This window comes from Paractinoplanes rhizophilus (assembly GCF_042664765.1).
Taxonomy (GTDB): Bacteria; Actinomycetota; Actinomycetes; order Mycobacteriales; family Micromonosporaceae; genus Actinoplanes; species Actinoplanes rhizophilus.
On the sequence record NZ_JBHTBJ010000020.1, the window covers coordinates 17,927 to 42,660 of the forward strand.

Genomic DNA, 24,734 nt, shown 5'->3' on the forward strand with positions numbered 1-24,734 from the left:
GCCCGCCGAGCGTCACTCCGGCAACCGCTTGCGGGCGACGAGCGTCTCGAGCGCCTTCGCCGCGTGCTCCTGCATGTTGGTCTCGGAGTGGATGACCTCGAGGATCGACCGGTCGGAGCCGATCACGAAGGTGATGCGCCTGGTGCTCAGCGGCCCGAGCGGGAGCTTGCGCTTGACCCCGAGCGCGGCGGCGACGGTGCTGTCCGGGTCGCTCAGCAGCGGGTAGTCGAAGCCGTTCAGCTCGGCCCACCTCTTCTGCTTCGCCGGCTGGTCGCGGCTGATCCCGACCCGCTGGGCGCCGGCCTCGCGGAACTCGGCGGCCAGGTCGCGGAAGGTGCACGCCTCGGCGGTGCAGCCGCTGCTCATCGCGGCCGGGTAGAAGAACAGCACGACCGGGCCACCGGCCAGGTAGTCGCTCAGCCGGCGCGGGACGCCGTCCTGGTCGGGCAGCTCGAAGTCGTCGATCACGTCGCCCTTGTTGGCCATGACAAGAAAGCTACCCGCTTGTACCCACCGGTAACAGCGGCCCCAGTCACCCCGCACGGATGATCCGGTCGCGGCCGCGGTCCAGAAGGCTGGCGAGAAGGGCCCGCCGCGGACCGGGCCGCCGGGTGTTCTTCCCCGCGGGATCCGATCATCTGTTCGTCGCGCTCGCCCCGGGCTGGATCTCGACCTGAGCTACCGAAGGACGGTGCAATGAACGGCCACGGCGTGTACTCCGAAGTCGGCACCCTGCGCAAGGTTCTGGTCTGCGCACCGGGCCTCGCCCACCGGCGCCTCACCCCCACCAACGCCGACGACCTGCTCTTCGACGACGTCATGTGGGTGGAGAACGCCCAGCGCGACCACCTCGACTTCGTGAACAAGCTGCGGCAGCGCGGCGTCGAGGTGGTGGAGCTGCACGACCTGCTCGAGCAGACCATGGCGATCCCGGACGCGAAGGCGTGGCTGCTCGATCGCAAGATCGTGCCGAACGAGGTGGGGCTCGGGCTGGTCGACGACACCCGCGGCTTCCTCGAGACGCTGACGCCGCGGCAGCTCGCCGAGTACCTGATCGGCGGGCTGGCCACCTCGGACCTGCCCGGCGACTTCCGCTCCGGCTACGTGGCCCTGGCCCGGGAGTCGACCGGCATCCGCGAGTACCTGATGCCGCCGCTGCCGAACACCCTCTACACCCGCGACACCACGTGCTGGCTCTACGGCGGGGTCACGCTGAACCCGCTGTACTGGCCGGCCCGGCACGACGAGACGCTGCTGATGAAGGCGATCTACGAGTTCCACCCGTCGTTCGTCGGCACCTCGGTGTGGTGGGGCGACCCGGAGAAGGACTGGGGCCAGGCCACGTTCGAGGGCGGCGACGTCATGCCGATCGGCAACGGCGTGGTGCTGATGGGCATGAGCGAGCGCACCTCCCGGCAGGCGATCACGCAGGTCGCGGCGGCGCTGTTCGCGAACGGGGCGGCCGAGCACGTGGTCGTGGCGGGCATGCCGAAGCTGCGCGCCGCGATGCACCTCGACACGGTGTTCACCTTCGCGGACTTCGACATCGTCACGCTGTATCGGGCGATCGTCGACGGCATCCACGCGTTCTCGCTGCGGCCGGGCGAGCGCGGCAACGTCGACGTGACGGATCACGGGACGACGCCGTTCGTGGACGTGGTCGCCGCCTCGCTCGGCCTGCCGTCGTTGCGCGTCATCGAGACAGGCGGTGACGTGTACGCCTCGGAGCGGCAGCAATGGGACAGCGGGAACAACGCGGTCGCCCTCTCCCCCGGGACGGTCTTCACCTACGACCGCAACACGAAGACCAACACCCTGCTGCGCAAGGCCGGCGTGGAGGTGATCACCATCGTGGGCGCGGAGCTCGGGCGTGGCCGCGGCGGCGGTCACTGCATGACGTGCCCGCTCAGCCGGGACGCCGTGAAGTTCTGAGTCGGGTCCCGGACCGGAAGGGGTTGACCATGACGTCCCCTGCGACGCCGGCGGCCTCGCCGCCCTCGGCCGCGGCACCCGGCCCGGCGGCGAGCCCGGCACCCCCGCGCCGGTCGCCGTCGCTCGGCCCGCTGATCGCCGTGGCAGCCGTGATCGCCCTGGTCGCGGGTCTCATCGGCGGATTCATCGGGCGCGCGTCCGGGGGCGCGGCGGAGACCAGCGCCGCCTGCGCCGCCACGACCATCGCCGACGACGTGCTGCCCGCGGTCGTGACCCTCGCGGTGTCGAGCGGCGCCGCCGCCGGCAACGGCAGCGGCGAGATGATCCGCGACGGCGGCTACATCCTCACCAACGACCACGTCATCTCCCCGGCCGGCGCGACCGGCTCGATCGAGGCGCTGTTCAGCGGCGGCCAGAGCCTGCCCGCCACGATCGTCGGCCGGGCGCCCCGGGTCGACCTGGCCGTCGTCAAGGTCGACCCGCCGCCGGGCCTGCCCATCATCGGCGTCGGCCGGTCGTCGACGCTGCGGGTCGGTCAGCCGGTGGTCGCGCTGGGCGCCCCGCTGGGCCTGTCCGGAACGGTCACCGCCGGCATCGTCAGCGCGCTCGGCCGGGACGTGCCGGTGCCGGCCGACAACGGGGTCACCGCGGTGCTGCCCGGCGCGGTGCAGACCGACGCCGCGATCAACCCCGGCAACTCCGGCGGCGCCCTGGTGAACTGCGCTGGCGACCTGGTCGGCGTCAACACCGCGATCGCGACCGTGCCGAACGCGTCGGGCGAGGCGGGCGGCGGCAGCGTGGGCATCGGCTTCGCCATCCCGGTCGACGTGGCGATGGTCGTCGCCGACCAGCTGATCGCGAGCGGCTCGTACGATCCGCCCTCGCTCGGCGTCGAGTCGGTCCCGGTGCCGCCGGCGGTGGCCGAGCAGTTCGGCGTCCCGGTCGGCATCTATCTGCGCGTGGTCACCCCGGGCGGCCCGGCCGATCAGGCGGGCCTGCGCACGAGCGACATCGTGACCGGCATCGACGGGCGGCCGATGAACGCGCCGGAAAGCCTGTTCCTGGCGACCGTCGGCAAGCGGCCGGGCGACCAGGTCAGGGTGCAGTACAGCCGCGACGGGAGCGCGGGACAGGCCACGGCTACGCTGGCCTGAAGATCCACCGGGGCGGGCGGCGGACGGGATCGATAGGCTGTTCGCCACCGTCCCCGCTCCCACCGAAAGCGACACCACCATGCAGGTCTCGGTCGCGCACCACCCGCCCAACACGGCCGTCCTGGTGCTGCGTGGATCCCTCGACATCGACACGGCGCCCGCCCTGAAGGCCAATCTCAACCGGCTTGTCGAACGGCCCGCCCCGCGGGTCGTGGTGGACGTGTCGGGGCTGGACTTCTGCGACTCGATGGGGGTCGGCGTGCTGGTCACCGCGAGCGGCCGGGCCACCGAGCGGGGCGGCTGGGTGCGGCTGGCCGCGCCGTCCGGGTTCCTGCGCCGGCTCTTCGACACGCTCGGGCTCACCGACTATCTCGCCCTGTTCCCGGATGTGGCGGCCGCCCTCAAGGAGTGACCGGCCGGCCGCGGCAAAGAAACGACGAGGCGGCCGCCCTCGCGGAACGAGGACGGCCGCTTCACCCGTACGTGTGCGGACGCTTTTGATCTTTTAGCTGGTCACCCCGAAGACGATGCGCCCGAGCGTGTCCTCGGTGCCGACGAAGCCCTCGGCCGGGAGGAACGCGCTGTCGCCGAAGTCGACGTCGACGTCGTCGGCGGTGCCACCGACGCCGTCCGGCCCGACCCCGAACAGGGTGGCGAAGCCGGTGCCGCCCGCGTCCATCAGGTTGGGCAGCGGGTCCTCGTTGTCGGTGTGGAAGTCGCCGAAGAAGTGGCCGGCCTCGTGCGAGATCACGTTGCTGAGCGCCTGGCCGAGGAAGGCGATCCGGTTGCTCGCGGGCGTCAGGTACGCGTTCAGCGACGCCTCCGAGTCATCGGCCGGGGCGCTGAGCACGTCCAGCAGCACCAGCGCGGTCTCCTCGGTCTCGAAGTTGCCCGGGTCGATGCTCTGCGCGATGCCGATCGTGTCCACCCCGGACTCGTCGATGGTGCCGCCCACCACGATCCGGCTGACGTTGGCCTTGCCCCACGGGTCCGGGTCGTCCTTGCTGTTCTTGATCTTCAGCTTGAAGTTGGCGTTGAGGCCGCTGGCCTTCAGGTCCTTCTTGATGTTCTCGGTGACGCCGGCGGTCACGGCGTCGATCAGCGCGTCCTCGTCGGCGCGGGTCAGGCCCCAGTTGCCGAGGAACGCGGCGAACGGGCTGAGGTCGCGCTGGCCGGCCCCGCCGAAGATGCCGGTGTTCACCCGGGCGCCGTCGAAGTCCAGGTACAGGGTCTGCACCGGGGTCGCGCCCTGCAGCGGCGGCCGGTACGCCTCGACGGTGATGTCGTACGCGCCGGAGCCCGAGGACACCCCGACGTAGTGCCAGCCGGCCTGGGTCGCGACGTAGTCGGTGACCGCGTTGCCGCCGCCGGGCAGCGGCGAGGCCACCGGGTAGATGAACGAGGCGTCCTGGTCGGAGCCGTGCACCTCGCGCGGCACGGTGTCGTAGACGGTCAGATAGGCGGGCGAGCCCTTCACCGAGGCGCCGAGGACGTCGCCGGGCCGCAGCTTGATCGCGAAGAAGTCCTTGTCCACCGAGACCGAGGTCATCGTCAGCGTGTACGGGCCCTCGGTGGGCGGGTTCGGGTCGCCGATGCCGTCGCCGGAGCCGGAGTCGAACGGGTCGGCGGGCAGTCCGCTGTACGCCGCGACGGCCAGGTAGAAGGTACCGGCGGCGGTCACGTTGTAGGTGATCTGGCTGTCCAGGCTGAGCCCGAAGTCGTCGTTGGCGGCGAGGAGCGTGCCGTCCGGCGCGAACAGCAGCAGGACGGTGTCGAGCGGGCCGGTCGGGGTGGCGGTCTTGAGCGTGAGCGTCTTCCCGGCCGGGGCGGACAGCTCGTAGAAGTCGAAGTCGTTGCTGCCATCGCCGGTCTGGCGGCCATGCGGGCCGTCGCCGATCTGCGCGTCGACGACCGCGCCGCTGCGGATCGAGCCGATCCCGGTGTCGCCGGCCAGCGGGATCGAGCCGTTGTCCTCGGCCGGGGCCGGCACGGCGGGCGTGCTGATCGCCTCGTTGTCGAGGCTGCCGAGGACGCGGATCTTCGAGAACTGGGCGGCACCGGTGCCGAAGCCGGTGACGCGCTGGGCGTTGGCCGGCGAGTCGTTGCCGCCGTAGGTGCCGTCGATCTCGTCCTCGTCGACGACGACCGCGGGCGTCGCGGCCTTCGCGCTGAGGCCCGATGCCTTCAGCCGGGCCGCGGCCTTGGCCTTGGCCTGGGCCCTCATGTAGTTGGCCCAGCCCGAGTAGTCCACCTTGGCGGCGTCGGCGACCTCGGCGAGGAACGGGTTGGGACCCTTGGGTTTCGCCCCGAGCGGCGCCTTGGGCACGACACCGATGCCCGCGGCCAGCGACGCCTTGTCGGCCGGGCTGAGCGGGGTGTCCTGAGTGGGTGTTCCGGTGGTCGGAGCGGCGTGGGCGGCGGCCGGCGTGATCAACGCCAGGCCCAGCACGGCCGCGGAGATGGTTGCGATGCTGCGTCGCATCAGCGTCCCCCTTCTGCCGATCCGAACCCCCCGGTCGCGGATGGCAGAGGCGACGTTACCGATCACCAACGTCAATATCTAGAGCTGTCAATACACCTTGACAACGGCGCATCGTACGGCCGGCGGCCGGCCCGGATGATCAGCCGAGGCGGCCGTCGGAGGTGAACGGGCCGACCTTGGTCGGCAGGACCAGGCCGGCGGCGGCCAGCGCGCGCAGCAGCGCGACCAGCTCGTCGCGGCGCAGGGCGCCCGGCCGCTCGGGCTCGCGGTGCGGGATGTCGAGGGCCCGGGCGGCCTCGGTGGCGCGCACCGCGATCGCCGCCTCCACCGCCCACAGCCGATGCGCTCGCATGGCGACGGCGGCCGAGGCGGTGAGCGAGCCGTGCAGCCGGAGCAGCCGGCGCAGGTCGGCGGCGAGCTGCTCGATGGGCGGGCCGATGGGCTGCGGGGGTTTCGGCCGGCGCGCCTCCCAGGAGTCGTGGGCCGCGGTCCACCAGCGCGGCACCCAGACGAGCGCCGCGCCGACCAGCGTGGGCGTGGCCACGATCAGAACGAGTTTTCCCACATCCCAGACGTTCACGAGAATGCTCCTCGCGGCCGGACCTCTCCCGGCCGTCCCTTCCGACCTTCCGCCCGCGCGGCGAACCGCGTCAAGCGGATTGGGCCGCGCATCGCGCCAACCGGAGGACCCGCCGATCCGGCGCTTGATCCGCCCCGCGGCGGGGTACAAAAGTCAGCGGACGCGGCCGCGCGGCACCAGGCGGGTGATCGGCATCGGCGGGGCGGCCAGCGGTGGCCCGTCGTAGCCGTGCACCTCGCCGAAGCGCGGGGTCCGCGACTCCCAGTCCAGGCGCATCTGGACGATCTCGTCGTGATCGCGGGCCACGAAGTTCCACCACATGACCAGGCGCTCCGCGAAAGGCTCGCCGCCCAGCAGCAGCACCCGCGACTCGGATGCCGTGCTCAGGCGCAGCTCGGTGCGGCCGGCGCCGAGGTAGAGCAGCGGGCCGGGCTTGAGGGTGGCGTCGTCCACGGTGGGCGCGCCGTCCAGCGCCAGTACGGCGTACTCGAAATCGGGCCGCACCGGCACCGCGGCCGACGCCCCGGCAGCCAGCGCGAGCTCGGCGCCCACCAGGGGGGTGTGGGTCCGCGCGGGCGAGGTGGCGCCGCCCAGCGTGCCCATCAGGACGGTCGCGGTGATGTCGCCGAAGGCGACGAGCGGAAGATCCGCGTGGTGGGCGAAGGACGGGGGCATGTCGCGCGCGGCGTGCGGCAGGGCCACCCACAGTTGTACGCCCTGGAGCACCGCGGAATGGTCGGCCGGCGTCTCCTCGGAGTGCGAGATGCCGTGGCCGGCGGTCATCAGGTTGAGCCGGCCGGGCCGGATCTCCTGCCGGTTGCCGAGGCTGTCGCGGTGCAGCACCTCGCCGGCGACCAGCCAGGTCACGGTCTGCAGGCCGGTGTGCGGGTGCGGGCCGACCCGCATGCCCGCGGAGTCGCCCAGGTCGTGCGGCCCGTACGCGTCGAGGAAGCACCACGCGCCCACCATCCGCCGCTGCCGGTTGGGCAGCGTGCGGGTGACGGCGAAGCCGCGCGGGCCGCCCAGCGCGACCGGCGCGCCCTCCAACAACTCCATCGTGACCGGAAGCTCCGGCCCGACCACGGGATCCGCCTCGAAGCTGCTCACGACCTCGACGCTACTGCGGGAACGCGCCCCGGTCACGCGGGTTGGGCCGCTCACACCGGCTCGGCCGGCAGCACGCCCTGGCGCACCGCGGCCTTCAGCGCCGCATGGTCGGCCTCCACCTGGTCGGCGTAGGTGCGCGCGAACCGGCTCAGCGAGTCGGCGACCTTGTCGCCGCTGCCGATGTAGCCGGCGATCATGGACGCGCCGCTGGTCCGGGCGTGCGACTTGGCCAGCAGGTAGCCGCAGATGCCGGCGTAGTCGCTCAGCGCGGGCGCGTCGATGCCCTCGACGACGATGGCGCCCTTCATGTCACGGAACTGCCGCACGTAGAACTGCACGTCCCCGACCGTGGTCCAGCCCAGCAGCGGGTCGCTGACGGTCTGCAGCGCCTGCTGGTACTCCACGACCCGCTGGCCCTGGTGCCGGTGCCAGGCCGACTCGCCGTGCTGGTGCTTCGCGACCACCGAGCGGCGGGCCTGCTTGAGCTGGAGAAACACCACGTCGTCGGGGCTGCTGCCCTCGCACAGGGCGACGTAGGCGCGCAGCCCGACCGACCCCACGCCGACCACCTTGTGCGCGATGTCGACGATCCGGTACCCGGCCAGGATGCGCGCCCAGTGCGGCGGGAGCGTGTTGAGGTATCCGTCGAGCGCCTCGGCCAGCGCGTCCCATTCCTGTTCGGACGGCCGGGTGATCAGCGGCGGCTCCTGGACCAGCCGGCCGGTGCCGTCGCTGCGGTCGGTGAACCGGGGCAGCGCGCGGTCGCTGGTGCGCCGGCGGGCGCGGCGGGCGGCCCGCTCGATCTCGTCCCGGAAGCTGGCCTTGGAGGCGGCCGAGCGCAGCTGATCGACGTCGAGCCGATCGAACGACCGGGCGAGCAGCGGCCGCTCGGCGAGGTGGGCCAACTGCTCGCGGTACTCCTCGACGCAGTGGTGCACCGCCTCCGCGCAGGCGGCCTCGCGGAAGCCGTTCTGCCGGCCGGCCACGTGCACGCTGACCGCGAGCCGGCGCAGATCCCACTCCCACGCGCCCGGGTGGGCCTCGTCGAAGTCGTTGAGGTCGAAGACCAGCTCGCGCTCGGGCGAGGCGTAGAAGCCGAAGTTGCCCAGGTGGGCGTCGCCGCAGATGACCGGCGTGATGCCGGTGGCCGGCAGGGCGGCGAAGTCGTCGGCCATGATGTTCGCCGAGCCGCGCAGGAACGCGTACGGCGAGGAGATCATGCGGCCGACCCGGATCGGGACGAGCCAGGGCCGGCGGCCCCGGTTCTGCTCGATCACCTGCTGCACCGGGTCGGCGCGGCCGTCCGGCGGCGACCAGTACGCCATGTCGGCGCGATGGGCACGCTCGCGCAACGACCGGCCGAGGCCGTACCGCTCGGCGCGCGGCCGGGCCGGCCGGCGCAGCGACCTGAATCCGTCGTCCTGACCGGTGTCGAGCACGACGTGCCCGTTCGCTGGTTCCATGGTGCTGCCAGCCTAAACGCCGATCAGGAACGCGCCGCGGCCAGCCCGAACGAGGACGGCCGCACGCCGGGGAACACCGCGTCGAGGGCGCCGAAGCCGCACCTGCTCCGCAGGATCTCGCCGATCACCGAGCGGTAGTCGGTGGTGACCGCGAGGTCCCCGCCGACCAGCGCGCCCGGCGACAGGCCGGGCCAGTTCGCGTACACCTTGCCGCCGCGCACTCCGCCGCCCAGCAGCAGCATCGCGTTGCCGTGGCCGTGGTCGGCGCCCCGGGACGCGTTCTCCGCCACCCGGCGGCCGAATTCGCTGATGGTGAGCAGGGTGACGCCGGCCATCCCGCCGGGGCCGAGATCGGCGGCGAAGGCGGCGAGCGCGGTGGCCACGTCGGTGAGGTTGTCGTACATCCGCTGGCCCTTGACCGCGGTGCCGAGCGCGTCGTGCATGTCCCAGTCGCCGCAGTCGACGGCCGCCGCGACCAGGCCGGAGCCGGCCTTGATCAGGCGGGCCACGTCGCGCAGGGCGGCGCCCAGCTCGGTGGCGGGGTAGGCGGCCGTGGACTTCGGCACCGCGCCGAGCGCGGTCAGCGCCCGGTCGGCGGCGAGCGCGGGGCCGTCGCCGTACATCTGGCGCAGCGCCGCCGCGATCGGCCGCTTGGCGGAATCGCCGGCCAGGGTGAACTTGTCGATCGACGACGTCGACACCGCCGGCGCGGGCCCGGCGAAGAGGCGGGCCGGCATGGCGTGGCCCATCGAGACGCCGGCGAGCGGGCCGGTGGCGCCGGTGGCGCCCAGCATCCGGTCGAGCCAGCCGGTGCGGATCGGGGTGCCCGGGGCGGCGCTCTCCATGGCCTCCATGGCGGCGAAGTGCGAGCGGGTCGGGTTGCCCTGGCCGACCGCGTGCACGGCGGCGAGCTGGCCGGCCTGCCACGCGGGCAGCAGCGGCGCCAGCGCCGGGTGCAGGCCGAACGTGCCGTCGCCCGCGATGACCTGGCTCTTCGGCAGGCCGATCGTGGGGCGGGCCCGGTAGTAGTCGGGGTCGCCGATCGGGGCGATCGCCGACAACCCGTCGAAGCCGCCGCGCAGCGACAGCACGACCAGGGTGTCGCCGCGGTAGCCGGGCTCGGCGGCGAAGGCCAGGCTGGTCGACAGCCCGGCGCCGGCCAGGCCGGTCAGGGCGGCGGCGCCCAGCAGACCGCGGCGGGTCAGGCTGATGTTCTCGGCACATCCGGCGAAATTCATGGTCACCTCAGCTGGAAGGTCGGCGAGTTCAGGACGAGCGCGATCAGGTACGGCGCGTGGCCGGCGAGGGACTTGTCGGTGGCGGTCAGCGGACTTGTCGGCAGCTTCCCGGCGACGCTGAGCACGGCGGCGGTGTGCGCGGCCGGCAGCTTCACCCCGGTCAGCCGGACGGCGAGCGCGTCGACCAGCGCCCCGTACGTGGCCGGCAGCGCCGGAACCAGCGACTTGAGCAGGTCAGCGGGGCGGGTGAGCTGGCTCGGGTACCACCCGGTGGCCAGGTTGAGATGCAGGTTGCACCGGAGCAGGAACGAGGACGGCGACGCCCAGACCGAGGCGGCGTCGGGATAGCCGTTCGGCGGGCTCCACCGGAACGGCGCGTTCCCGGCGTCGACCATGGCGTTGTAGAGCGCGTCGAGCGCCTTGATGCCGCTGGTCTCGGGGCCGAGGCCGAGCGCGCGGATGGTGGCGATCATGTCCTCGAACGGCGTCCGGGCCTTCCGGCCGGCCGCGGCGGCGAACTCGGCCGACGTGAACAGCGCGCGCAGCACCGGCACGATCGCGGTGTCGTTGGCGAGATAGACCTTGGCCAGCTTGGTCACCAGCGACGCGGGCGCCTCGTCGGCGACGAACCGGACGCACAGCTTGGTGGCGATCCGCTCAGCGGTCGCCGGGTGCCGGGCCAGGTAGCCGGCCAGCGCGTGCGGGCCGGCCTCGGTCGCGGCGTTCGGGTCGGTGAAGCCGAGGACCCGGACGGCGCCGCCGGCGTGCCGGGCCGCGTCGTACTGGTAGACGCCGTCCTTGGCCACGGTCATGCCGGTGAGCAGCCGCGCGGCCTGGGCCACGTCCTGCTCGGTGTAGATCAGCCCGACCGTGTGCAGCTCCATCAGCTCGCGGGCGTAGTTCTCGTTGGGGTGCGCCTTGGTCGACGTGCGATTGTCCAGATAGGTGAGCATCGCCGGGTGCTTCATCGACGCCTTGAGCATGTCGGCGAACTTCCCGAACGTGAACTTGCGGATCACCTGGGCCTCGTAGTCGCTGCGGCTGTCCCACACCCCGCTGGACGGGGCGGCGACGTGCAGGTGGTTGCCCCAGAACTGGGCGATCACCTCGAACAGCTGCCGGTTGCTCCACGCGGCGCGGGCCACCGCCGCCCGGCCGAGCTGCCCGAACGCCTCGTACGAGTGCAGCTTGATCTTGGATCGGACGGCCGGAATGCTCGCGCCGGCCAGCGGCAGCCGGGTGAGCAGGGAGTCGACCTGCGGGTCGGCGATCGTCGCCGGGCTGAGCTGGCGATCGAGCCATCCGGCGACGCCGAGCCCGGCGGCCTCGGCCAGCGATGCGGGCGTCGGTCCGAAGGTGGCGCGGCGCAGCAGATGGGCGATCGCGTCGGGCTTCTCCGCGGCCGGCGCCGCGCCGGCCGTTCCGGGCTTTGCCGCGGCCCGGGCCGCGCCGGGCAGGCCGAGAACTGTCGCGGCGGTGGCGGCTCCGGCGGCGGCGATCAGCGTACGGCGGGTCGTCATGTCCAGACCTTCGACGCGTACGGCGTCCCGCGTCGCCGCTGCAACCGTGACTTACCGAGCCGCAATCCGGGTGCACCCGTTTCCCGGGGGCGGAAACGGACGTACGCTCACGCTTGTGGATCAGGCAGAACCGGTACGGACGCCCGCCTCCTGGGTCGTCGTCGGCCTCGACAACGGCGGGACCTGCAACAACGCCACCGTCCTGGACGCGACGGGCCAGTTCCTCGTCGATCACCTGGTGGAAAACCCGAGCCTCGTGCACGAGGGGCCCGAGTCCGCGGTGGAGGCGCTCGCCGAGGCGTTCCTGAACATCCTCGAGCTGACCAGCACCCCGCGCACCCTGGTGCGCGCGGTCGGCCTCGACACCCCCGGCCCGGCCAGCGCCACCGGCGTGATCTCGTCGAAGGGCTCGACCAACTTCAACCAGGTCTCCTGGCACGGGTACGACATCCGCGGCGCCCTCGAGGCCCGCATCGGGCTGCCGGTGATCTACAACAACGACGCGAACGCGGCCGCGCTCTACGCCCACCACCGGCACTTCGGGGCGGACGCGATGAACCGCTCCTCGGTCGCGGCGATCGTCGGCACCGGCCTCGGCGGCGGCGTGGTCGAGAAGGGCCGGGTCGTCAGCGGGGCGGCGGGCATGGCGGGCGAGCTCGGGCACGTGCAGATCCCGCTGCACGACGTGCTGGAGAGCGACCAGCCGGTGCCGGCCTGCAACTGCGGCTTCGAGGGCGACGTGGAGAGCATCGCCTCGCTGACCGGGATCAAGAACAACCTGCTGCCGTACTGGCTGGCCAGGTTCCCCGACCATCCGCTCGCGGCCGAGCCGATCGGCAAAGCGGCCAAGCTGCTGCGCGGGTACGGCGAGAAGGAGGACCCGCTGGCCCTGGCGGTCTTCGGGCAGCAGGCGAAGGCGATCGGCAAGCTGTTCACCATCGCGGCGAACTTCACCGACCCCGACGCCTATCTGCTGGGCGGCGGAGTGGTCGAGGCGGCGCCGAAGTTCCGGCAGTGGTTCCTCAACTCGGTGCGCGAGGCCACCCAGCTGCGGCAGGAGCAGCAGGCGGCGGCTTCGTTCGCGCTGGTCGCCGACCTGGACATGGCGGGCGCCCGCGGCGCGGCCGTGGCCGCGCTGGAGCAGGTCTCCTGAGCTTCGCGCCGGAGTGCGCCCGGGCCCGTTGCTCGTTCGGTGCGAAACGGCGGCGGTGTGCACCCCGCCGCCGTTCCTCTCCCGGTTCGCGCCGCCTTGGACTCGCACACGCATGGGGGGCAAGCGGTGCGAGCGTCCGTTGGGTGTGGCGCGGAGTGGCCGCTAAGTACGGGGGCGGCGGCCACCGGCCGGGGGATTGCGGGTCTCCAGAGTCATCGTCCTTTGGTCCGGAGCCCTGGGACCTCGGTGTCCCGGGCGCTCCCCAACCGTGACATCCCTTAGCACCTTGATCCGCATGAAGCGAGAGTGTCCTTCGCCACCCTCCGCCAAGCGGCCCGGCATCGGCACGGTACCGATCTTCGTCCCATCAGGGTCGTCCGGAAATCCGTGGGGATCCTCAAAACGAGTTTAAGAATTCTTTAAGTGGACTTTCCGGCGCACGGTGACGTGGCGTCAATTCGCGCCGACCATACGTACCCGGCCGAGTTGTGTTTGAACTGTTCGGCGGGGCCAGACGTACTCTCCGGCGAGGAACAGCACGCGGCCCGCGCGACCGCCGCGCCAACTCTCGGTCACCACGCGGCCACGGGCCCCGGTGACGCGCTCACGAGGGTGCTGGCGCACGTCGCAAAAGCGTGGTTAACCTTCCACATCCACCGGATGGGAGGGGTCATCATCCGGGCCGGAAGGGGAGGACGACGGTGGCGAGACCGGGGGGCATCATGCGGCACAGGGGCGGACGACGGACCCCCGACCGCCGCCTGCCCGCCCGCGGGGCCGCCGCATGAGCTTCGAGGACGACGAATACTGGGAGGACGAATACTCCGAGTATTCCATCATGCCGAATACGGCGGTCGTTCAAGAGCGCCAATACGCGAAGCGGTCCGCCCCCGATCCGGTGATTCCCACCCGGCGTCCCGGAAATCCGTCCTCGGACCAGGACGACCCGGTCGACGAGCTGGCCGCCCGCCGGCAGCGGCGCGCCGCGGGTAACAGCGCCGGGCCGGCCGCGCCGCCGTCCGCCGGGCCGCGCAAGCCGCCGGGAGCGTTCGACTCGCAGCGCCCGAGCTGGCTGGACGATCCCGATTTCTCCCCGGTGGACACGTCTGTCCCCAACCTGGCGGGCGCCGGCTTCGAGGACGTCGACTTCAACCGGCCCGAGCTCGGCGTCGACTTCGACGCCCCCGACTACCCGATCAGCAGCACCGGCGACCCCGGCCGCCGCGACGACCGGTTCGGCGACTTCCCCGACGACATCGACGAGCCCTTCGACCACCGCGACCTCGAGGCGTACGGGCACGGGCCGCAGACCGAGACGCGGGTGGCGCCGGCCGAGGAGACGCCGCCGAAGCCGGCCCGCCGGGGTTGGCTGCGCCGCAAGCAGGCCCAGGAGGACGAGGAGCGCAAGCGCGGCAAGAAGGGCCGCGGCGCGCGCGAGCGCGAAGTTGACACAGATCAGCGTGAGCCCGTTGCCGACCCGCGCTCGCGTGGCGCCGATCCGCGTTCGCGTGACGCCGACCCGCGCTCGCGTGGCGCCGATCCGCGTTCGCGTGACGCCGACCCGCGCCGGGGTGAGCCCGAGGCGGAACCCCGTGGGCGCGGCGCCGGGCGCGGACCCCGGGTGGCCGCGATGGTTCCGGACGAGCCGGGCAACGGCCGGCCGGGACGCGCGAACGAGCCACGCGACGGGCGGCCGGGGGCGGCGTCGGAGCCACGGGACGGACGGCCGGGACGTGGAGGTCCGGCCGACCAGCCCGGACGGCGTGACGCGGAGCCCGCCGCCAGCGGGCGCGCGCGGGTGCCGGACGATCCGATGGATCTGTACCGGCGTCCCGACGGCCGCGACGAGCGGTGGGCGCCCGAAGGCGAGCAGCGCCGGACCGCCGGCGACGGCCGCCGCCGGACCGCCGGCCGCGACCAGCGCCGGCCGGCCCCAGGAGACCCACGGCGCCCCGCCCCGGGCGACCAGCGCCGGTCGGCCGACAGCGACCCGCGCCGAGCCGCCGACAGTGACCTGCGCCGAGCCGCCGACAGTGACCCACGGTGGGCCCCGGATGGCGACACGCGGTGGGACTCCGACGGCGATCAGCGGTGGGACGACCAGGACCGGCGCCGGGACGCCGACGAGCGGTTCCGCCGGGACGGTCGCGGCCCCGCCCGCGGCCGCCGCCCGATCGACACCGAGCTGGACATCACCGACACCCGGATGCGGCGCGAGGGCCCCGACCCGCGCGCCCGGCGTTCCCGCGACGAGCTGGAAGCCACCGACCCGCGCGCCCGCCGGCCGGTCGGCGACCCGCGCACCCGCCGCGGCGAGCCCGCGGCCTGGGCGGACACCCCCGACCAGCGCCGCCGCCCGCGCACCGCGTTCTGGGACCCGGAGTCCCCCGACGACCTGGTCACGCGGCGCCCCTACCGCGACGACCAGGACCAGCGTCCCGCCCACGACCAGCGCCCCACCAAGCGTCTCGACGCCGACCAGCGCCCCGGCTCCGACCCCCGCCACGGCCGCCCCGCCGACGACTACGGCCGCGGCCGCCCGCCGGTCACCGCCGGCCCCGACTACGACCAGGGCTACGACCCGGTCGGCGGCACCGGCTGGACCGAGGACGACCCACGCGGCCGCCGCGACGCCCGGAGCACCGAGATCGCCTGGGCGGACAACTCCGGCTGGAACGACGAGCGCGAGCGGGTCACGTCCTGGGACATCGAGGGCGAGGCCACCTGGAACGACGACCCGGCCACCGCGCGGCAGGACGCCCCCCAGCAGGCTGCCCCCCAGCGCACCGCGGCCCACCAGGCCGCCGCCCAGCAGGACGCCCCCCAGCGCACCGCGGCCCACCAGGCCGCGCGGCAGGACGCCCCCCAGCAGGCTGCGCCAGAGCGGACCCCCGCCCAGCAAGCCCCCGCCCAGCAGCCCGCCGCCCAGCAGGACGCCCCGGAGCAGGACGCGCGGCCGAGCGACCCCGACACCGAGCCGGCGGACCGCGACGACGACGGCAACGGCCCGCGGGTCATCAGTAAGGCCCCGCCCCCCACCCCGGCCCGCGTCATCAGCCGCGAGGAGCCCCCGCCGACCCCGCGCGTCGTCAAGAAGGCCGAGCCCACCGCCACGCCCCGCGTGGTCGGCACCACCCCGGTCACCCCCGCGGCCCGCGTGGTCACGCCGCCTCCGGCTCCGATCACCCCGGTCACCCCGGCCGCTTCCGGCCCGCAGCCCGCGCCGGCCCAGCGCCCCGACCGCCTCGACCCCGCCGCGCTCCAGGGTCAGCCCGGCTCGCCTTCCGACACCGGAACCCGCCTGGGCACGCCTCAGCAAGGCACCCACCCCGCCGACACGGGCAGCCGCCTGGGCACGCCTCAGCAAGGCACCCACCCCGCCGACACGGGCAGCCGCCTGGGCACCCCGCAGCAGGGCACCTCCCCCGCCGACACCGGCAGCCGCCTCGGCGCGCCCTCGCACGGCGGCTCCCCCGCCGACACGGGCAGCCGCCTGGGTGCGCGCCGGAGCCCCCGCACGGCCCACGTCATGCTCACCGAGGGCGACGGCCCATGGTCGATGGTTCCGGACGACGCGCCGCCCGCCGCCGAGCCGGTCACCGGCCTGTCGCGGCCGATGTCCCCCAACCTCCCACGCCCCGGCCTCGACCCGAACCGCCCGGTCACCCCCACCGCCGCCCCCGCCGGCCAGCCGCACCCCGGCCAGCCGCACCCCGGCCAGCCGCACCCCAGTCAGCCGCCCGCTGTTCAACCTCATGCCGGTCAGCCGCACGCCGGACCGGTGGAGGTCCGGCCTCCGGTCCCCGGCTCCATGTCACCCGGCGCGGTTCAGCCTGGCGCGGTCCCGCCCGGCGCCGCTCAGCCTGGCGCGGTCCCGCCCGGCGCCGCTCAGCCTGGCGCGGTCCCGCCCGGCGCCGCTGCGGCACACAATGCGGCGACTCCCCCGCCGGCCGCTTCCGCGGGGCCGGGAGCCGCTGCTGGCCAGGCTCCCGGAGCGTGGACGGCGCCGCCGCAGGTTCCCGGCGCAGGACAAGCTCCGCCGCAGGTTCCCGGCGCAGGACAGGCTCCGCCGCAGGCTCCAGGCGCGTGGCAGGCGCCGCCGCAGGCTCCTGGGCCCTGGCCGGCGCCGCCCGCGCAACGCACGGATGAGCAGGTGCCGCCGTCGGCAGCTCGACCGACCACATTGGCATCGGCTCCGGTCAGCGCTCGACCGGCGGTTCCGCCTCGGCAGGAGTGGCCGCCGGCACCCGCTCAGCCGCCCGTGGCCGCTCAAGCGCCCGCGGCCGTGCAAACGCCCGCTCACGCTCAACCGCCCGCGGCCGCTCAAGCGCCCGCTCACGCTCAACCGCCCGCGCAGCCCCCTGCGCCCGCGCAACCGCCCACTTACGCACAGCCGCCCGCGCCCGCGCAACCGCCCACTTACGCACAGCCGCCCGCGCCCGCGCAACCGCCCGCTCACGCTCAGCGGCCCGCGCCCGCGCCGACGGCTCAGCCGGTCCCGCCGGCTCAGCTGGACCCGCGGGTCCAGCCCGTCAGTCCGGCGGCGCAGCGAGGTGGGCCCGTCGACCCGGGTATGCCCGTTGCGGGGCGCGGCCCGGGAGCGGGCGGCGATGGGCGGGTCGCCGGGGTTCCGTCGCCGCGGCCTTCCTCCGAGGGGCAGTCGGCGGCGCACGCTGGTCCGCAATTCCAGCAAACCGGGCCAGCGGGTCAGAACGGGCAACCGCCGCCCGCGGAATGGCCTGTGCAGAACGGACATCCGACGCCGCCGGCGGAATGGCCTACGCAGCACGGACAGCCGACGCTGCCAGCGCAGACCGCTGCACCGAAGGCTGCGCCGACGCCGCCGGGGCAAACCCCTGCGCAGAGCGGGCCGCCAACGCCGTCGTCGCAGCCTTCGGTGCACAGCCGGCCGCCGACGCACGTGGCTCAATTGGCGGCGCGCGCTGGGCAGTCGGGACCGGCCGAGCAGGGAGTGGCCGGACCGCCGGCCCCGGCAGGCCAGACTGCCGCGCAGCCGGAGACGCAAGCCGGCGCCGGCGCCGCTCCCAGTGCGAGCGCGGGTGCCGCCGCGAACGTGGGTGCCGGTGCGAGCGCGGGTGCGAGCCCAGGTGCCGGTGCAAGCGCCGGTGCAAGCGCGGGTGCGAGGGCGAGCGCCGGCGCCGGCGCCGGCGTGAGTGCTGGCGCGAGCGCGGGTGGCGGCGCCGGGGTGGAGCAGCGGCGGCAAGGGGCGCATGCGGCGCCCTACATGGACCCGGACGGCACGCTGCACAACCTCAAGCCGATCGCCCGCCTCACCGTGACCGGGCCCGATCCGGAGCCTCGGCGGCCGGCGGACACCGAGTTCGGCGGCATGTGGTTCGTCGCGCCCAAGAAAGAGGAAGACGCGGACGCCGGGAACACGACCGCCGCTGACGCCGGGAGCGCGACCGGCCCGGCAGGCGGCCCGGCAGGCGGCGCGGGGAACGGCCCGCGGGAAGACGGCGTGGTTCTCGACCTCGACCTCTCGGGGCTGCTGAACGGGGTCGCGCTCGAAACCGGACCCGACGGCGACGAGGCGGCAGAAAGCGCGGCCGGCGGTGGCGCGCAGGCGGGGAACGGGCGGGACGGCCGTACGGGAAAGGGTGCAGAAAGCGGCGAACGGCCGCAAGCCGGTCATGGGGACGGCGGGGCGCCGGACCCGGCCTCGGTGCGCGCGGAGATGGCCGAGCGGATGGCGGCGGCGACGCGGGCTCCCGAAGCGGAGGCGGGCCGGGACGACGCAGCGGTCAAGCCACCGGCGGTGCTGGCGGCGGCGGATCTCGACGCCATCCGGTGGCGGCTCGACGGCGGGACGCTGCGGGAAGTGGTCGACGACCGGGAAGCGCTTCGTGAGCTGGGCGAACGGCTGGACGGGCCGCTCGCCGACGAAGTGGACAACGTGGCGAAGGCGGGGCTGCTCAGCGTCCGGGCCGAGGTCTACCGGCTGCTCGGCGAGCTGGGGATGGCGGCCGCGGCCAGCCGGCTCGCGCTGGCGCACGCGGAGTCGGCGCGGGACGTGCAGTCGATGGTGATCGCGCAGGCGGAGCTGGCGCACATCCTGCGGTTGCGCGGGGACTTCGTGGAGGCGGACCGGCTGTTCGCCAAGGCGGCCTCGGCACGGGTGCCGGACGCGCTGCGCAGCGTGGTGTACGAGAACGCCGGGCGCTGCTGCTTCGACCAGGGGCGGCACATGGAGGCGCTCGACCACTTCGCCAAGGCGGTGCGGCTCGGGCGGCCCGACGACCAGGAGCTGGCCGAGCGGATCGGGGTCTGCCTCGAGGCGGTCTACATCCACGTGCTGCGGGACGGCTGGGGGCCCTACCCCCGGGAGCTGCCCGCGGAGCCGGCGCCGCCGGCGGCGAAGCAGAACGACGCGTTCGACGAGGACACGGCGGAGCAGCGGGTCGTCAGACCCCGGTGACCGTGGCCGCCGGGACCTGGTCGACGTTGTGCCGCGGGGGCGGCGGGTGGGCGATGGCGGTCCGGCCCCGGCCGCCCTCCTTGGCCTCGTAGAGCGCCGCGTCGGACGCCGCGCCGAGCTCGACCGCGGTGCCGGCGTGGTCGGGCAGCAGCGCGATGCCGATGCTCAGGCCGGGCGGGCCGCCGGGGAGCGTGCCGATCGCGGCGACCGCGGCCCGCACCTCGTCGGCGGCGCGGCGGGCGCCCCACCGGTCGGTGCGCATGAGCACCACGAACTCGTCGCCGCCGAGGCGGCCGACCACGTCGTCGCGGCCGTCCGCGACCCGGCGCAGGGCGTCGGCCACCAGCTGAAGGGCCTGGTCGCCGACGCCGTGGCCCCAGGTGTCGTTGATCTTCTTGAAGTGGTCGATGTCGAGGGTCATCAGGGCGATCGGCTCGCCGGTCCGGCGCGCCGACTCGACGGCCCGGGCGAGCTCGCCGTCGAAGCTGCGGCGGTTGGCCACGCCGGTGAGCGGATCGGCGTACGCCTGGGTCTCCAGCACCTCCCGCAGGCGCTCGTTGCGGCGCCGCAGCGCGGAGACGACCACCGTGGTCAGCATCATCGCGACGGTGAGCGACGCCCAGTCGGAGACGCCCACGTTGACGCCGAGGATCGGGAACACCACCGCGGCGTTGCCGGCCGAGACCATCGCGATGGTCAGGTAGTTGACCGTACGGCCGAGGAAGTTCGCCGCGTACAGGACCGGCCAGAGGTAGAACAGCTGCGCGCCGGTGCTGGCGTCCCGGGTCGCCACGTTGAGCCCGGTGATCATGGCGATGCCGAAGAACGGCGCGATCAGCCAGGCCAGGTGCGGCACCCGCTCGGGGCGCCGGCGGCAGAGCAACCCGGCGCCGCACAGCAGCAGGGTGAGCAGCAGGAAGGTGGCGACGCTGCCGGGCGTCCGGCGGTCGGGCAGGATCACGCCGGTGACCAGCACGAACGGGCCCGCGGCCAGCAACAGGTACGCGAGCGAGCGGGACGCGCCCGTCTCGTCGCGTAGCTGATACCGCACCGCTGCCGCCTCCTCGTGTCGGCTGCCTTTTCGGTTGCGGCGGCAAGTATCTGAGCTTTTCAGACGTGCTCGGCGACCGCCTCCGCCGGCCGCGGCGCGGCCAGGGTCACGCCCGCGCTGGCCGCCATGACCAGCACCAGGGCCAGCATCTCGAGACCGGTCAGGCGCTGGCCGAGCAGGAGCAGGCCGGCGATCGCGGCGGCGGCCGGCTCGAGGCTCATCAGGATGCCGAAGACGCGGGTCGGGATGCGGCGCAGCGCGTTGATCTCGAGACCGTACGAGACAACCGAGGAGAGCAGGGCCACGGCGGTGGCGCCGATCAGCAGGGCGGGGTCGTGCGCCACCGCCGAGGCGCCCCCGGCGCCGAACGGGAGCACCAGCACGGCGGCGACCGCGAGCGAGATGGTGAGGCCGCCGGTGCCGGGGACGAGGCCACCCAGCTTGGCGCTGAACACGATGTATCCGGCCCAGCAGAGGCCGGCGACGAACGCGAGGATCAGGCCGCCGATCGGGGCGGCGCCGCCGTTGGCCGAGCCGAGCAGGACCACGCCCGCCGCGGCGAGCAGCGCCCAGAACAGGTCGAGCACGCGGCGCGTCTGCACCAGGGTGAGCAGCAGCGGGCCGAGGAACTCGACGGTGACCGCGATGCCGAGCGGAACCGTGCGCAGGGCCAGATAGAAGACCAGATTCATCCCGGCCATCACGACGCCGAGCAGGGCGGCCGACCGCCAGGCGGCGGCCGACCAGCCCCGCAGGCGCGGCCGGGTGGCGACCGCGATCACCAGGGCGGCGATCGCGAGCCGCAGCAGGGTCACCCCGGCCGCGCCCAGGTCGTCGAAGAGCGTGCGCGCGATGGCGCTGCCGAACTGCACCGAGGTGATCGAGAGCAGCACCAGCAGTGGCGCGGGCACGTCAGGCCGTTTCATGTCCCCGAGTTTTCTGGTCGGTCCCCGGATGGCTTCCAGGGACCTTCCTACTCGTGGAGTCCGACACTTTGGGAAGGCGACCGGATCGATCCCAGCCGCTGCCGGACCGGCTCAGGAGCGGAACCAGTCCGGCGCCTCGACGATCTCCCCGGCCAGCGGCTCGGGCGCGGCGTGCCGTCCCGCGGCCGGGTCGGGGGCGCTCCGCGGTCCGGTCCCGCCCGGACGGCGGCTCAGGGCCGCCGCGGCCCGGTACGACCGGGCATCCGGTTGCCGCATCGTCACCGTCACCGGCTCACGCTCCGCAAGCACCTCCTCGGGCTGCAGCGCCCGCGGCCCCGACGGCCACCACCGCGGCGCGCGCCGGGCCGCCAGGTCCTCCGCCCAGCCGAGGAACAGCATCGCCAGCAGCGTCAGCAGCAGGGCCGTGCCGAGGTCGACCACGCCCCCGGCGTCGCCGGCCAGGTCGTCGAGCGCCACCACGGCGAGCACCGGCCAGACCGCCGCGATCGCGATGTTGTGCCACAGGTACACCGTCACGGCGCGCGCGTTGAGCACCGTGACCAGGCTGTCCAGCGGCCGGATCCGGCCCAGCCAGTCCATCGGGGGCTGCCAGCGCAGCACCAGCAGGACGAACGCGAGCGACCACAGCGCCTGCGACTCGGACACGTCGTTGAGGTCCCAGGCGTCCTCGCCCTGGTGCCCGGCGAGCCAGTAGAGCGCGGCCGCGCCCATCGCCACCGCGACCGGGATCACGACCCACGGCTTGACCCGGTGCAGCCGGCCGTCGCGGTGGGCGAAGCCGGCGATCCAGCACGCGCCGTAGGTGACGAAGTCCCACAGCGCCGCGTCGGCCGTATCGGGCAGGGAGAAGCCGGTCCGGTCGAGCATGGCCATCAGCGCGAGCGGTGCGGCGACGGCCACCCAGCCGACCCGCTTGTACAGGGCGTACAGGACCGGCGAGAGCAGGATGAACCAGAGGTACGCCCGGATGTACCAGAGCGGCTCCCACGCGTCGATCCCGGCGTCGCTGCCGGGCGGGTCGCCGATCGGCAGGATCCAGAACGCGAGCCGCGGGACGCTGAACGGGTGCTCACCGCCGACCTCGCGGGGCCAGCCGGCGACCAGCATGACCGGCACCACGACCAGGCCCAGCAGCCACAGTGGGGGCAGCAACCGCCGCAGGCGGGACGCGACCACCCGGCCGGCCGCCCGCTTCTCCAGCGACGCGGCGGTCAGCGAGCCGGCCAGGGCGAACATCACGCCCATCGCGGGCAGCAGGATGGACAGCCAGGGCCAGCCGAAGAGGTGGTAGACGATCACCCGCACGATCGCCGCGGCACGGAGCAGGTCCAGGTAGCGGTTGCGCACCGGGGAAAGGTAGCGGCGTGATCGGCGGGGCGGGACCGTCCGGGCGGTCGGCAAAGACGCCTCGCAGGCTTACCCCGTAGGGATGAACTGTCCGGTTTGTCGGTGCGGGTGTGCGACGTCTGTGCTCCGCGCCGGTGACCTTGGCCGGTTTGTGACGTTGACCCCTGGCATAGCGGCGCGCCGGAGCGGCCGGCCGCCCAGGATCGACAGGGATGATTCGGTATGCGGAGGAAACGTCTGGCGGTGGTCGGGGTCGCGGCGTCGGCGCTGCTGCTCACCGGCGGCATCGCGGCCACGAGCGCCGGCGCCGAGGAGACGCCGGACGCGCCGGTCTGGCCGGGGTTCACGATGCCGGACTTCTTCGCGTGGCCGGGCTTCGGCGCGAGCGGCGACGACAACAGCCGGCCGGACGATGACGGCAGCTGGTCGGACGACGACGGCTGGTCGGACGATGAGGACCCGGCGTCCGGCGACGCCGATGACAGTGCCGGCCAACCGGCCGGAAACAACAACGACAATCCATCGCGTACGCATGAAGCGCCGGCCGCCGGAGTGCGGGCCGCACCCCAGCAAGCACGACCGAAGCCCGCGGCCGTGGCGCAGAAGCCGGCGCCGGTCCGCGCGCCCGCCCACGCCGAGGCCCCGCACGCGGCCGGCGGCAACCTGATCGCCGCCGCCCGGCGCGGCGTCACCGCGGCCGACATCTCGAACAGCCCGCACGCGCCGGTGCAGCAGCAGATCCTCGCGCTGATCAACCGGAACCGCGAGCGCGGCGGCTGCGGCGGCCTCACCCTCGACCGGCGGCTGATCGACGCGGCCAACGAGCACGCCGCCGACATGGCCCGCCGCCGCTACTTCGCGCACGAGTCGCCGAACGGCGACGGCGCGGGCGACCGGGTGCGCGAGTCCGGCTACCGGTGGAAGCGGTACGGCGAGAACATCGCCCGCGGCGTCGACAGCCCGTACGAGGTGGTCGACGGCTGGATGCACAGCCCCGCGCACCGGGAGAACATCCTGGACTGCCGGCTGCACCAGATGGGCATCGGCCTGGCCATCGCGCGCGACGACACCGCGTACTGGGTGCAGGACTTCGCGACGCCCGCGACCTGATTCATCCCGAAGACCTGTCTCAACTCGGCCCGGCGCGAGCCGATTCTCCCTACCGGAATCGCGCCACGGTCCTTCCCTGAGCACCGCGGCGAGCACGGTTGTGCTTCGATGTGCGCACACATGTCCTGGGGAGGACCAAGTTGCGAGTGAGACGGGTTCCCGTCCGCCTTGCCGGGGCCGCTTTGGCGACCCTGGTCGGCGGCGGTCTCGGCGCCATGGCGCTGTCGCCTTCGGGCGCCGGCGCCGCGGTGCGCACCGCTCCGGCGGCCAAGGTCGTGAGCACCACGGTGGTCACGAAGGCGGCGGCCGCGGGCTGTGCGACCGGTAAATACCAGAAGCAGGTCGAGGGTTACCTCAAGAAGATCGGCGGCTACGGCGCCGTCAAGGTCGACGGCAAGCAGTCCGCCGCCGACTGCGCGGCGATCAAGAAGTTCCAGGCCCGGTTCGGCATCAAGCCGGCCAAGGGCCTGGCCGGCCCGACGACGTACGACGTGGCCAAGCGGCTCGCGTCGACGAAGACGGCGGCCTGCAAGGCGCCCAAGTCGGGTCTCACCTTCTGCATCGACCTCACCCACCAGACCACATGGGTGATGAAGAACGGCAAGGTGCACCTGAAGCCGACGGTCACCCGCACCGGGATGAAGGGCTACCGCACGCCGGCCGGCACCTTCAAGATCAACAAGCGGACCAAGAAGGAGTGGTCGGACCCGTACAAGGTCTGGCTGCCGTACTGGCAGCGGTTCATCGGTGGGCGCGGTTTCCACCAGACCACCACGTACATCCACGACAAGTGGCGCGGTTCGCACGGCTGTGTCAACTTGCTGCCGCAGGACGCCAAGGCGTACTACGGCCTCGGGAAGATCGGCTCACGGGTGAAGGTGATCGGGCGCCGTCCCGGCACCTGATCCGGCCCCTTGTCCGAGCAACGCCCGGGTCGCTCAGGCCCGGGCGTTGCTCTGTGCCTGGGTGGTCAGCACCTCGTGGCGCGGAAAGTGGCGCTCGCTGCCGTCGCCGGTGATCAGGCGTAGCCCGTCCCGGCCGAGCGTGTAGATCACGTCCCGGAACCGGCTCACCGTGTCGTCGTGGTGCACCACGGTCAGCTCGTCGGCTCGTTGCATCGCCATCCCGTCCTTCACGGTTCACTTGCCGGTAGGAGTACGTGGGGGCCGCGGGGACGGTTCACTCAGCGTGTGCCGGGCCGTCAAGGTACA

Annotated in this window: 18 protein-coding genes; 7 read left to right on the forward strand and 11 right to left on the reverse strand. The window is 73.7% G+C overall.

From position 1 onward, the window contains the following. Nucleotides 1-12 precede the first annotated feature (12 nt). Complete coding sequence (locus ACFQS1_RS24505) at nucleotides 13-486, reverse strand: peroxiredoxin (RefSeq protein ID WP_378972407.1); 474 nt, start codon at nucleotides 484-486, stop codon at nucleotides 13-15. Nucleotides 487-696: 210 nt separating this feature from the next. Between ACFQS1_RS24505 and ACFQS1_RS24510 the strand changes: the two genes are divergently transcribed. From ACFQS1_RS24510 to ACFQS1_RS24520, 3 genes are all read left to right on the forward strand, one after another. After that, nucleotides 697-1,932, forward strand: a complete 1,236-nt coding sequence (locus tag ACFQS1_RS24510) for an arginine deiminase (RefSeq protein ID WP_378972409.1) — start codon at nucleotides 697-699, stop codon at nucleotides 1,930-1,932. Between the two features lie 29 nt (nucleotides 1,933-1,961). Further along, the gene (locus tag ACFQS1_RS24515; RefSeq protein WP_378972412.1) at nucleotides 1,962-3,086 is read left to right on the forward strand and encodes a S1C family serine protease; all 1,125 of its coding nucleotides are present in this window, start codon (nucleotides 1,962-1,964) and stop codon (nucleotides 3,084-3,086) included. Nucleotides 3,087-3,165: 79 nt separating this feature from the next. Then, a complete protein-coding gene (locus tag ACFQS1_RS24520; RefSeq protein ID WP_378972414.1) occupies nucleotides 3,166-3,498 on the forward strand; it encodes an STAS domain-containing protein in 333 nt (110 codons plus the stop codon). A gap of 93 nt (nucleotides 3,499-3,591) precedes the next feature. Here ACFQS1_RS24520 and ACFQS1_RS24525 read toward each other — a convergent pair whose 3' ends face one another. The 6 genes from ACFQS1_RS24525 to ACFQS1_RS24550 form a co-directional block, all read right to left on the reverse strand. Beyond that, nucleotides 3,592-5,568 (reverse strand): PPC domain-containing protein, encoded by a 1,977-nt coding sequence (locus tag ACFQS1_RS24525; RefSeq protein ID WP_378972416.1) that lies wholly within the window; start codon nucleotides 5,566-5,568, stop codon nucleotides 3,592-3,594. A gap of 139 nt (nucleotides 5,569-5,707) precedes the next feature. Further along, entirely contained in the window at nucleotides 5,708-6,148 is a 441-nt protein-coding gene (locus tag ACFQS1_RS24530; RefSeq protein ID WP_378972418.1) for a hypothetical protein, read from the reverse strand. 153 nt (nucleotides 6,149-6,301) lie between these two features. Beyond that, the gene (locus tag ACFQS1_RS24535; RefSeq protein ID WP_378972420.1) at nucleotides 6,302-7,255 is read right to left on the reverse strand and encodes a pirin family protein; all 954 of its coding nucleotides are present in this window, start codon (nucleotides 7,253-7,255) and stop codon (nucleotides 6,302-6,304) included. 50 nt (nucleotides 7,256-7,305) lie between these two features. Further along, entirely contained in the window at nucleotides 7,306-8,718 is a 1,413-nt protein-coding gene (locus ACFQS1_RS24540) for a DUF2252 domain-containing protein (protein ID WP_378972422.1), read from the reverse strand. A gap of 23 nt (nucleotides 8,719-8,741) precedes the next feature. Beyond that, the gene (locus ACFQS1_RS24545; protein ID WP_378972424.1) at nucleotides 8,742-9,956 is read right to left on the reverse strand and encodes a DUF1501 domain-containing protein; all 1,215 of its coding nucleotides are present in this window, start codon (nucleotides 9,954-9,956) and stop codon (nucleotides 8,742-8,744) included. Between the two features lie 2 nt (nucleotides 9,957-9,958). Then, nucleotides 9,959-11,476 carry a DUF1800 domain-containing protein gene (locus ACFQS1_RS24550; RefSeq protein ID WP_378972426.1) on the reverse strand — a complete coding sequence of 506 codons (1,518 nt, stop codon included), beginning with the start codon at nucleotides 11,474-11,476 and terminating at the stop codon, nucleotides 9,959-9,961. A 115-nt stretch (nucleotides 11,477-11,591) separates the two neighbouring features. Between ACFQS1_RS24550 and ACFQS1_RS24555 the strand changes: the two genes are divergently transcribed. Both ACFQS1_RS24555 and ACFQS1_RS24560 read left to right on the forward strand, forming a co-directional pair. Next, nucleotides 11,592-12,629 (forward strand): ROK family protein, encoded by a 1,038-nt coding sequence (locus tag ACFQS1_RS24555; RefSeq protein WP_378972428.1) that lies wholly within the window; start codon nucleotides 11,592-11,594, stop codon nucleotides 12,627-12,629. Between the two features lie 784 nt (nucleotides 12,630-13,413). Beyond that, nucleotides 13,414-19,068 carry a tetratricopeptide repeat protein gene (locus tag ACFQS1_RS24560; protein ID WP_378972430.1) on the forward strand — a complete coding sequence of 1,885 codons (5,655 nt, stop codon included), beginning with the start codon at nucleotides 13,414-13,416 and terminating at the stop codon, nucleotides 19,066-19,068. On the opposite strand, the gene ACFQS1_RS24565 is transcribed toward ACFQS1_RS24560, so the two are convergent. From ACFQS1_RS24565 to ACFQS1_RS24575, 3 genes are all read right to left on the reverse strand, one after another. Further along, complete coding sequence (locus ACFQS1_RS24565; RefSeq protein WP_378972432.1) at nucleotides 19,055-20,119, reverse strand: GGDEF domain-containing protein; 1,065 nt, start codon at nucleotides 20,117-20,119, stop codon at nucleotides 19,055-19,057. The genes ACFQS1_RS24560 and ACFQS1_RS24565 overlap by 14 nt on opposite strands. Before the next feature lie 59 nt (nucleotides 20,120-20,178). Next, a complete protein-coding gene (locus tag ACFQS1_RS24570; protein WP_378972434.1) occupies nucleotides 20,179-21,045 on the reverse strand; it encodes an EamA family transporter in 867 nt (288 codons plus the stop codon). Nucleotides 21,046-21,156: 111 nt separating this feature from the next. Further along, a complete protein-coding gene (locus ACFQS1_RS24575; protein ID WP_378972436.1) occupies nucleotides 21,157-22,413 on the reverse strand; it encodes an acyltransferase family protein in 1,257 nt (418 codons plus the stop codon). A gap of 222 nt (nucleotides 22,414-22,635) precedes the next feature. Here ACFQS1_RS24575 and ACFQS1_RS24580 point away from each other — a divergent pair, with 222 nt between their 5' ends. Together ACFQS1_RS24580 and ACFQS1_RS24585 are read left to right on the forward strand one after the other, a co-directional pair. After that, nucleotides 22,636-23,523: a CAP domain-containing protein gene (locus tag ACFQS1_RS24580; protein ID WP_378972438.1), complete on the forward strand. Its 888-nt coding sequence runs from the start codon at nucleotides 22,636-22,638 to the stop codon at nucleotides 23,521-23,523. Nucleotides 23,524-23,669: 146 nt separating this feature from the next. Beyond that, complete coding sequence (locus tag ACFQS1_RS24585) at nucleotides 23,670-24,428, forward strand: L,D-transpeptidase family protein (protein ID WP_378972440.1); 759 nt, start codon at nucleotides 23,670-23,672, stop codon at nucleotides 24,426-24,428. A gap of 33 nt (nucleotides 24,429-24,461) precedes the next feature. On the opposite strand, the gene ACFQS1_RS24590 is transcribed toward ACFQS1_RS24585, so the two are convergent. Beyond that, the gene (locus ACFQS1_RS24590; protein WP_378972442.1) at nucleotides 24,462-24,647 is read right to left on the reverse strand and encodes a hypothetical protein; all 186 of its coding nucleotides are present in this window, start codon (nucleotides 24,645-24,647) and stop codon (nucleotides 24,462-24,464) included. Nucleotides 24,648-24,734: the final 87 nt, after the last annotated feature.

Bases quoted from the DNA above. Each gene is read 5' to 3' on its own strand.
- ACFQS1_RS24505 (WP_378972407.1), bottom strand. From the start codon at position 486: ATGGCCAACAAGGGCGACGTGATCGACGACTTCGAGCTGCCCGACCAG.
- ACFQS1_RS24510 (WP_378972409.1), top strand. From the start codon at position 697: ATGAACGGCCACGGCGTGTACTCCGAAGTCGGCACCCTGCGCAAGGTT.
- ACFQS1_RS24515 (WP_378972412.1), top strand. From the start codon at position 1,962: ATGACGTCCCCTGCGACGCCGGCGGCCTCGCCGCCCTCGGCCGCGGCA.
- ACFQS1_RS24520 (WP_378972414.1), top strand. From the start codon at position 3,166: ATGCAGGTCTCGGTCGCGCACCACCCGCCCAACACGGCCGTCCTGGTG.
- ACFQS1_RS24525 (WP_378972416.1), bottom strand. From the start codon at position 5,568: ATGCGACGCAGCATCGCAACCATCTCCGCGGCCGTGCTGGGCCTGGCG.
- ACFQS1_RS24540 (WP_378972422.1), bottom strand. From the start codon at position 8,718: ATGGAACCAGCGAACGGGCACGTCGTGCTCGACACCGGTCAGGACGAC.
- ACFQS1_RS24545 (WP_378972424.1), bottom strand. From the start codon at position 9,956: ATGAATTTCGCCGGATGTGCCGAGAACATCAGCCTGACCCGCCGCGGT.
- ACFQS1_RS24550 (WP_378972426.1), bottom strand. From the start codon at position 11,476: ATGACGACCCGCCGTACGCTGATCGCCGCCGCCGGAGCCGCCACCGCC.
- ACFQS1_RS24560 (WP_378972430.1), top strand. From the start codon at position 13,414: ATGAGCTTCGAGGACGACGAATACTGGGAGGACGAATACTCCGAGTAT.
- ACFQS1_RS24570 (WP_378972434.1), bottom strand. From the start codon at position 21,045: ATGAAACGGCCTGACGTGCCCGCGCCACTGCTGGTGCTGCTCTCGATC.
- ACFQS1_RS24580 (WP_378972438.1), top strand. From the start codon at position 22,636: ATGCGGAGGAAACGTCTGGCGGTGGTCGGGGTCGCGGCGTCGGCGCTG.
- ACFQS1_RS24590 (WP_378972442.1), bottom strand. From the start codon at position 24,647: ATGGCGATGCAACGAGCCGACGAGCTGACCGTGGTGCACCACGACGAC.